General features: G+C 63.9%; 8 protein-coding genes. 3 read left to right on the forward strand and 5 right to left on the reverse strand.

Going from position 1 to position 8,399, the window contains the following annotated elements; translation table 11 throughout:
• Window positions 1–2 precede the first annotated feature (2 nt).
• Window positions 3–1,361, reverse strand: coding sequence for a CpaF family protein (locus GSQ89_RS20275; RefSeq protein WP_216856294.1), 1,359 nt, complete (start codon window positions 1,359–1,361; stop codon window positions 3–5).
• Window positions 1,358–2,587: a CpaE family protein gene (locus GSQ89_RS20280; RefSeq protein ID WP_158928536.1), complete on the reverse strand. Its 1,230-nt coding sequence runs from the start codon at window positions 2,585–2,587 to the stop codon at window positions 1,358–1,360. Before GSQ89_RS20280 ends, GSQ89_RS20275 begins: the two co-directional genes overlap by 4 nt.
• 862 nt (window positions 2,588–3,449) lie before the next feature.
• Here GSQ89_RS20280 and GSQ89_RS20285 point away from each other — a divergent pair.
• The 3 genes from GSQ89_RS20285 (at window position 3,450) to GSQ89_RS20295 (ending at window position 6,145) form a co-directional block, all read left to right on the forward strand.
• Window positions 3,450–4,655: an amidohydrolase family protein gene (locus tag GSQ89_RS20285; protein ID WP_158928537.1), complete on the forward strand. Its 1,206-nt coding sequence runs from the start codon at window positions 3,450–3,452 to the stop codon at window positions 4,653–4,655.
• Between the two features lie 96 nt (window positions 4,656–4,751).
• Window positions 4,752–5,357, forward strand: a complete 606-nt coding sequence (locus tag GSQ89_RS20290; protein WP_158928539.1) for a carboxymuconolactone decarboxylase family protein — start codon at window positions 4,752–4,754, stop codon at window positions 5,355–5,357.
• A 59-nt stretch (window positions 5,358–5,416) separates the two neighbouring features.
• Entirely contained in the window at window positions 5,417–6,145 is a 729-nt protein-coding gene (locus tag GSQ89_RS20295) for a TylF/MycF/NovP-related O-methyltransferase (RefSeq protein WP_158928541.1), read from the forward strand.
• Between the two features lie 54 nt (window positions 6,146–6,199).
• Here the strand turns inward: GSQ89_RS20295 and GSQ89_RS20300 are convergent, their stop codons facing one another.
• From GSQ89_RS20300 to GSQ89_RS20310, 3 genes are all read right to left on the reverse strand, one after another.
• Entirely contained in the window at window positions 6,200–6,961 is a 762-nt protein-coding gene (locus tag GSQ89_RS20300) for a short-chain dehydrogenase/reductase (protein WP_158928543.1), read from the reverse strand.
• Between the two features lie 43 nt (window positions 6,962–7,004).
• On the reverse strand, window positions 7,005–7,754 hold the full coding sequence (locus GSQ89_RS20305) for a gamma-glutamyl-gamma-aminobutyrate hydrolase family protein (protein ID WP_158928545.1): 750 nt from the start codon (window positions 7,752–7,754) through the stop codon (window positions 7,005–7,007).
• A partial coding sequence (locus GSQ89_RS20310) for an MFS transporter (protein ID WP_371734279.1) occupies window positions 7,751–8,399 on the reverse strand: 649 nt, incomplete at its 5' end. The genes GSQ89_RS20305 and GSQ89_RS20310, both read right to left, overlap by 4 nt.

Here is an 8,399-nt window from a genome sequence, read left to right on the forward strand (position 1 = left end):
GCTCAGACCGCCTGCTCCGCGGCCGCCCAGGCCCGCCCAAGATCGTAATAATCCAGTCGCGCCAGAAAGCTCGGACGGGCAGGATGCGCACGATAGTGGCCGATGATACGACCTTGCGGGTCCTCGCGCTCGAAGTCGAATACAGCGATATCCGTGGTGGCAATGGTATCGCCTTCAAGGCCGCGGACGTCGGTCAACTGGGTCACCCGCCGCACACCGTCATGCATCCGTTCGACATGCACGATCAGGTCGATCGCGCCAAGGATCTGCTGGCGGATGGCACGCATGGGCAATTGAAACTGACCCATCTGCACCATGTTCTCGACCCTGACCAGTGCTTCTCGCGCGTTGTTGGCATGGATCGTACACATCGACCCATTGTGACCCGTGTTCATCGCCTGCAGCATGTCGAAGGCTTCAGTCCCGCGCACATCGCCGATGATGATGCGGTCGGGGCGCATCCGCAGGGCGTTGCGCAACAGGTCTCGCTGTGTCACCTGGCCGTTGCCGCTCAGGTCGGGCGGACGGGTTTCCAGCCGGATCACATGGCGCTGCTGCAACCGCAGTTCGGCGGCATCTTCGATCGAAACGATACGTTCGCCGCTGTCGATCATGTTGCTCATGGCGTTGAGCAGCATCGTCTTGCCCGACCCGGTACCGCCGGCGATCAGCACGTTCAGCCGGGCGCGCGCGGCGATGCCCAGCAAACGCGCGACGCCAGAGGTCATGGTGCCATTGTCGACCATGTCCGCCAGGCCAAGCCGGCGGCGGGTAAACTTTCGGACCGAGATGCATGGGCTGTCCAGCGACAGCGGTGGGAAGACAATATTCACGCGGCTGCCGTCGGGCAGCCGCGTATCCAGCATCGGATTGGATTCATCGATGTGCCGGCCGGCTCGCGACGCGATCTTCTGGGCCAGGCCGGCGATGTGATCGTTGTCGCGGAACCGAATACTGGTCAGCTCGAGCTTGCCGTGTCGCTCGACATAGACTGCATCCGGCGCGTTCACCAAGATGTCGGTGACGTCTTCGTCGTGGAGCAGGGGTTCGATCGGCCCGTAGCCCGTCACGTCCTGCGTGAGTTCCTCGGCCAGCCGCTTCTGCTCGCGACCCGAGATCGCGTATCGCTCCTCGTCGGCGATCTCATGGATGACCTGTTCGAACTGGCGATGCAGTACTGGCGGCTTCAGATCGGACACCGAAGCGGGATCGATCTGCCTCAGCACGCGGGCGCGCAGGGTGTCGATCATCGGATCGACATTCATCCGTGAGATCTGCCATTGCGGCGACGTATCCGCCACGATGGCGGAAACGATCGCCTGTTCTGCCCGGTCCGCATCACGCCGGCCGAAATCCTTCATCGGCCGAACATCCTTCGCCACCAGGAGGGATCAGCGGAGGGTGGTTTGATCCCCGCGATCTCCCGCACCAGCGGGGCCAGATGCCGGCGCAGGGACGGCACCCGATTGATCGCGGGAATGCCCAGGTTGATGGCCTCGAGCATGCCACGGCCGAGTTCTGGAATGCTGACATCGGGCGCGCCGCCAAGGGCCTTGTCGATCAGCGTCCGCTCGATCCCGCCTTTCATGTCGGCACGATTGAGCACACTGATCATGCGGTCGGCTCCGGCGACGTCGGCGACCACCTGACGGATGTTTTGCGTGTCGCGCAGGCTGGCGACATCGGGGGTCAGAACGGTGACGACCTGCCGTGCCAGAGCCACGGCCCGCATCATTGCCGGCGGTGGTGGCATGGGGATGTCGGCGATGATGAAATTGAATTTGGCCTGCAACAGGCCGATCACACCTGTCACGCCGGCTTCGGTGATCGTCGGTCGGGTGCCGAACGCATCTTCCGACGCGATGAGCCGCAGCCGCGGTTCCAACGCGATCGAGGCCCGTTCCAGGAACAAGGAGTCCACTCGGGTCGCGTCTTCCAGTGCGGTGCGCAGGCCCGGCCCCGGTCGCGCGCCCGCCATCAGGGCGATTTCGCCCCCCTGCACATGCAAGTCCAGCAGTGCGACGTGACCCTTGACCGAGGTCATGATCTCATAGGCCAGATTCAGCGCGATGCTGCTGGTTCCTACGCCGCCACGCGCACCGCAGATGACGACAAGATGGCCGCCGCGCCGGTCCGACTGCTCCGTCGTCACACCCCCCAGGCGCGGCAGCAACACGCTGAATACCGCGTCGCGGGTGACCGGCTTGGCCAGGTATTCGCTGACACCGATGTCTCGCACCAGAAGGCGATAGAAGCTGATGTCCGCGGTTTCTCCGATGACGAAGACCCGGACATAAGGTGGGCACACGCGCGCGAGGTCGTCCAGTGCCGCCAGCGGGTTCTCGACGCCGGCGATATCGACGATCAGGGCCTGTGGCGGCATTTCCTTTTCGAACATCCGGATCGCATCGTGCACATTGCCACGCACCAACTCGAAATCGCCCCCGAGCGACGCGAGGCCGACGCGAAGGGCAGCGACGGTCAGGTCGTCATCCACCAGCGCGACGACGCGGCGCCCAATGTCGAGTGATGTGACGGATTCCTGCGGCATCGCGGCCCGCGCCAGGCTACCGCGTTCGGCCGTCACTGGGGCCTCCCGGGCCTCTCGCGTTCAGCTTGCCCTCACGCCGCGCCGGTACTCGAACTGACCCCGCGCTGCCACGCCCAAGCAGGCCGCATGCGTGCGGCACAGGGGGAGACATAGAGGAGGCAACTGATTCGATGACGGACACGACAAATGCTGGCAAGCCCGTCACCAAATGCAGGGCGTCGTGGCGACAAGCCAGCCGTTTCGCACCCAACCATGCGGTCACAACGGTCATCGACATCAGTCGCGGCTACGACAGGTCGGCGATGATCTTGTTGGACCGAATTGCGAGGCCGGTGCCGACCGCACCCCCGCATCGGAAGTGGTGGCTGGGGCGGCGTATGCACGTGAGGAAACACGGTCGCGATACTTCGACACTGCGGTCCGTGAGCCGGACACGTGTTGTGCCATGTGGGTGTCCTCTCTTCATATCAGCCAATGGTCAAGGAAGACTCCGACCTCATGATCTGTTGATTATCGTAATCAGATTTAGCCTCCATCGCAAGGCAAAAACTTGTCTTTAGACCAAAAATTATCTTAACGAGTATCTTTATTTATATTTCTCGACGTAATGTACTTTTATCCGGCATAAGCACCATAAGTGGTCCAGCCGTATTATTTCGGTCGTCGTTATGCACGCGGTCCGCGCCATGATCACTTCTGCACCCGCCGTGGCAACGGCCCGCTTCAGGCAGCGAAACACGCCCGCCACTTCCGCCTGGCCAGAAAAGACGGCGCCTGGCTCACGCATCTATCCAGCCGCCAGCATTTACCAGGGAACCAGGGGCAAGCCGAGGTTGCATTCCCCGGATCATCGTGATCCGCTGCCATGCCAAACAAAACAACCAGTGGGAGTGCGGCCATGAACGAGATACCGACCAATGCCCCGAACCTGTGGCGGTTGGACACGCCGGGTCACTCGGGCTGGGACCGCACGGCTCGGGCCGGCGATCCGAAGAAGTATTTCATGGTGTCCACCGACAGCCATGCGAACGAGCCGCCCGACCTATGGGAAAAGCGGATCGACCCGAAATACCGGGAGCGTGTGCCGCGTATCATCACCGATGACCAGGGCGTGCAGTGGCGCTATTGCGAGGGCTATCGCCCCGACCGCGTGCGGGTGATGAGCTTCGAGGGCGAGGACTGGGTCCGCTCCCGCGCTGGCGCTGACGTGCAGGACCGCATCCGCGACAACCGGGCCGATGGGGTGGATGTAGAGATCATCTTCCCGAACAAGGGTCTGGCGATGTGGGCGACGCCCGACCCGGTGTTCGCCAACGCGCAATGCCGCGTCTGGAACGACTGGGCATGGGAGCAGTTCGGCCCCCACCCTGACGCCATGCTGCCGGTCGCCTCGATCGCCACGGGCGACCTGGACGGTGCGATGCAGGAGATCGAACGGGTCGCCAAAATCGGATTCAGGGCACTGTCGTTGCCGTGCAAGCCGATCTGGGGCGGGCATGACGTCGACCATGTCAACTACAACCTGCCGCATTTCGATCCGATGTGGCGGCTGATCGAGGAAGCCGACCTGCCGATCACCTTCCATGTCTCCACCGGCCGCGACCCGCGGGCCGCGCGCGGCAATGGCGGGGCGGTGGTGAACTACGTGACGCACTCATTGGCGCCGACGATCGAACCGGTGGCGAATCTGTGCGCCTCGGGCGTGCTGGAGCGGTTCAAGGGCCTGCGCTTCGCCACGGTCGAAGCCGGTATCGGCTGGGTGCCGTGGCTGCTGACGGCGATGGATGAGGCATACCGCAAGCATCACATGTGGGTCCGCCCGAAGTTGCAGGGACTGCCGAGCGACTACTTCAAGGCGCATGGCCTGGCGACGTTCCAGGAGGATCCGGTGGGCCTCGCGTTGGCGGAACCTTTCGGCCTGCTCGATAACTTCGCCTGGGCGAACGATTACCCGCACCATGAGGGAACGTGGCCACATTCGGCGGAGGCGATCGAGCGGACGATGCCCAATCTCACCGAACCGCAGCGCGCCAAGATCCTGGGGCTCAATGCGGCGCGGTTCTTCAGGCTGGCGGTGCCGGCGCATCAGCGGGACGCGGCCTGACGTCTGGGGATTGGCTGGGCGGGCAGGTCATGCACCTGCCTGTCTTGTTTCGTGTCTGACAGCCAAACGTGCTGGACCACGCCCCATGACCATGCTTTGATCGACGCCTGTCGGGAGCGTCCAGCCATTAACGAAAGCACGTTTCTTTCCGCCGAAGATGAGGCCGATCTTGACGCAACGATCCAGACGATCGCAGAAAGCCACGGGCATATTTCCAATCTGATGCAGACCCTAGCGCTGGCACCGCGGGGGCTTGCCACCTTCGCGGCGCTGAATGGCTACACCCGTTATGAATCCAGGTTGACCGAGTTGCAGCGGCAACTGGCGATCCTGGTCGCGGTGCGAGACGTCCATTACGCCTGGACCCATCACGCGCCGCTGGCTCGGGCCGTAGGCGTGACGGACGCCCAGATATTGCTGTTGCGAGACGGCCGCGTTCCCAAGGACATGACCGCGGCGGAGCGGGCGCTCTGCGATTATGCATTCGAGATCACCGCCGGCCGCCGCGTGCCGCAACGCGTGGCGGAGGAGGTGCATGTTCATTTCTCGCCACGGCAGATCATCGATATCGCGCTGCTGACGGCCAGTTCCATGGCGATCGCGGCGCTTGCGTTGGGGCTGGAAGTGCCGATCGAACCAACGGAAACCTTGCAGTTCGAACTGGAATGGCAACAGCGGAAAATGGGCGGGATGATCCGTTAACGGTTCATTAGCATTGGTTATCCTATGATCGCATGAGCCGCCGTCGCGAGGAGCGAGCCATGCTGGTAGTCGAGACCGAACACGGCGAGCGGGCGTATCCCGACATCTCCGATCCGTTCTTTACCGAAATCGCCCAGAAAGTGCGGCCGCACACGCTGACGTTCGGCGCCGGTGCCGAGGCGCCATGGGCACTGTACCGCTCGATCGAGTATATCGTGCGTAATCGGATTCCGGGTGACATCGTGGAATGCGGCGTCTGGTCCGGCGGATCGGTGCTGCTGGCGGCGCTGGCGTTGATGCATTTCGGCGATACGTCGCGGCGGATCTACCTGTACGACACGTTCGCGGGCATGCCCCGGCCGGACGCGATCGACGCGAGGTGGGACGGCCTGCCGGCGCTGCCGACCTGGCAGCGTTTTCAACAAGATGGGCGAAGCTGGTGCTTCGGCGGGGCACAGGATCACGTCAGGGATGTGGTGTGCTCGTCGGGTTATCCCGAGGACAAGTTCGTGTTCGTCGAGGGACGAGTAGAGGACACATTACCCGGTGTACGGCCTGAGCGAATCAGCCTGCTGCGGCTGGATACCGACCTGTATAGTTCAACGTATCACGAACTGGTTCATCTTTACCCGCTGATCTCAACGGGGGGTATCCTGATAATCGACGATTATGGCGCGTTCCGGGGCGCGAAGATCGCGACCGACCAGTACATCGAAAAAAACAAGATTCCGCTTTTTCTGTCGCGTATCGACGTGTCGGTTCGGCTCGCGGTCAAGCCGGGGTTGTGATGCCGTTGGTGCGGGCCCATCGAGACCACGCACCAAACGACAGCCAATCGTGACTCAGGCGCCGCCGTCGATCGTCAGCACGGTGCCTGTCGTATAGCCGGACGCCGAACTGGCGAGGAAGGCGACGGCGTTGCCGATCTCACGCGGGCTGGCCGGACGTCCGAACGCCATGCCGGCGCTAAGTTCCCGCCAGCGGTTCTCGTCGCCCCATTTCTCCTTGGCTTCTGCCTTGCGCAGCATCACCAGGCGATCGGTTTCCACCGGCCCGGGATTGATCGCCACCACTCGCAGGCCGTCGGCCGGCGCGCCCTTGCCCAGCGCTCGGGTGAACGCCATCAGCGCCGCGTTGCCGGCCGCACCGGCGATATAGCCGGTGGGGAATTTCTCCCCCGCCGCGCCGATGACATTGACGATCACGCCGGCCCGCCGAGCCTTCATCTGGGCGTAGATCACGCGGCAGAAGGAAATGTAGCCGAACACTTTCAGGTCCCACGCCTGACGCCATTTGGCATCGTCGACCGACAGCACATCACCGGGAGGGATCGCACCGGCGTTGTTGACCAGGATGTCGATCTCTCCGGCTTCCAGCGCGACCCTGCGCACGGATGCGTCGTTGGACAGGTCGGCGGCGATGGTCCGCACGTTCACCTGCCGCTTGGTGCGGATTTCGGCCGCAGTTTCGTTCAGCAGCGCCGCGTCGCGCGCCACCAGAATAAGGTTGCAGCCTTCCTCGGCCAGCACCTCGGCCGCCGCGTTGCCGATGCCTTTCGAGCCGCCCGTGATCAGGACCGTCTTGCCCGTCAGTTGCAGATCCATGGTTATGCCGCCTTCCTATTGGGACGTTGTTGCTTCGGGGCGTTCACGCGCTGCGCCGGGTCGGCCACGCGCGAGTACGCTTCCACTCGCGGCACGCATCGCCGAAAGCCGCGAAAATAGCAACACTGTGGGGATTGGTCGCAAAGCCCCATTCCGGATGCCACTGCACGCCCAGCAGCCAGCCGGGGGCGGACGGCATCGCAACGGCTTCTATGGTGCCGTCGGGCGCGTGCGCCTCCGCGACCAGACCGTTGCCGAGGCGATCGATCGCCTGGCCATGTAACGAGTTCACCGTGATACTGTCCGCCCCGACGATGCGGGCCAGGCTGCCGGTCACCTCGATCGGGTGCTTCGGGCCGTAGCGAGTCTCATGCGGGCCGGGGCCGCCGCGATGGTCCAGCCGGTCGGAAAGTGTATGGACGCGCTGATGCAACGAGCCGCCCAGCGCGACGTTCAGTTCCTGGATGCCTCGGCAAATCGCCAGCACTGGAATGCCGCGGGCGATGGCGGTTCGGATCAGCGGCAAGGTGGTGTGGTCGCGCTCCAGGTCATGGAAATCCGGCGTCTCGCTGTCGCCGCCGTCGTACAGGCTTGGATGCACGTTGCTAGGGCTGCCTGGTATCAGCAGCCCGCTCAGGTCGTCGAGGAGCCCGAGCATCGGGTCGCCCAGCGGGGGGATCAGGACTGGCAGAGCGCCTGCGCCGCCCAGAACGGCTTGGGCATAGCGCGCGGGGGTCTGGTGGAACGGCATGTCGGCCAGGGTTTTCGCACAGGCGGGGACGCCAACGATCATGGGCGGATACTCTCGGGACGGACACGGAACCGGTCGGCGACGACCGCGCCCAGCATGCCACAAAACATCAGCGCCGCCATGCCTCGTGGCGTGCCGTCGGTCAGCAGGCCGACCAGCACGCCGGAACTGGCGCCGAGGCTGAACTGGAACGTCCCCATCAATGCCGATGCGCTGCCGGCGTGCCCGGCATGGCGGGTCAGCGCCCCGGCGTTGGTGTTGGCGTTGTTGAACCCCTGGCAGCCGATCACGACGACCAGCGGTGCCACGACCGCCCACAACACATGCACCCCGCTGAATGCCACGGCCAGCAGCACGATGGTGCCGCAGCACGAAATCCGCGCGATCGTCGTCAGCATGAACGACAGGCCGAAGCGCGGCAGCAGCCGTGCGTTCACCTGTGAGCCTATCACCAGGCTGATCGCACACAGTCCGAAGATCAGCGCGAACTCCGACGGGTTGAGGCCGAATCCGTCCTCGAACACCGGCGAGCAGCCGGCCAGATAGGCGAACATGCAGAACGTGCTGCAGCCGCCCATGATCGCGTGGGTGAGAAACGTCTTTTCCCGGACGATCATGACGTAGCGGGAGGCTTGCCCGGCGAGGCTGAGGCGGGGGCGACGCTCCGGCGGCAACGTCTCCGGCAGG

The organism is Acidisphaera sp. S103 (assembly GCF_009765975.1).
GTDB lineage: Bacteria > Pseudomonadota > Alphaproteobacteria > Acetobacterales > Acetobacteraceae > Rhodopila.

What these genes read in the sequence shown, in the direction of transcription:
- GSQ89_RS20275 (WP_216856294.1), bottom strand. Translation starts at nt 1,361, where the DNA reads ATGAAGGATTTCGGCCGGCGTGATGCGGACCGGGCAGAACAGGCGATC.
- GSQ89_RS20305 (WP_158928545.1), bottom strand. Translation starts at nt 7,754, where the DNA reads ATGATCGTTGGCGTCCCCGCCTGTGCGAAAACCCTGGCCGACATGCCG.
- GSQ89_RS20300 (WP_158928543.1), bottom strand. Translation starts at nt 6,961, where the DNA reads ATGGATCTGCAACTGACGGGCAAGACGGTCCTGATCACGGGCGGCTCG.
- GSQ89_RS20285 (WP_158928537.1), top strand. Translation starts at nt 3,450, where the DNA reads ATGAACGAGATACCGACCAATGCCCCGAACCTGTGGCGGTTGGACACG.
- GSQ89_RS20295 (WP_158928541.1), top strand. Translation starts at nt 5,417, where the DNA reads ATGCTGGTAGTCGAGACCGAACACGGCGAGCGGGCGTATCCCGACATC.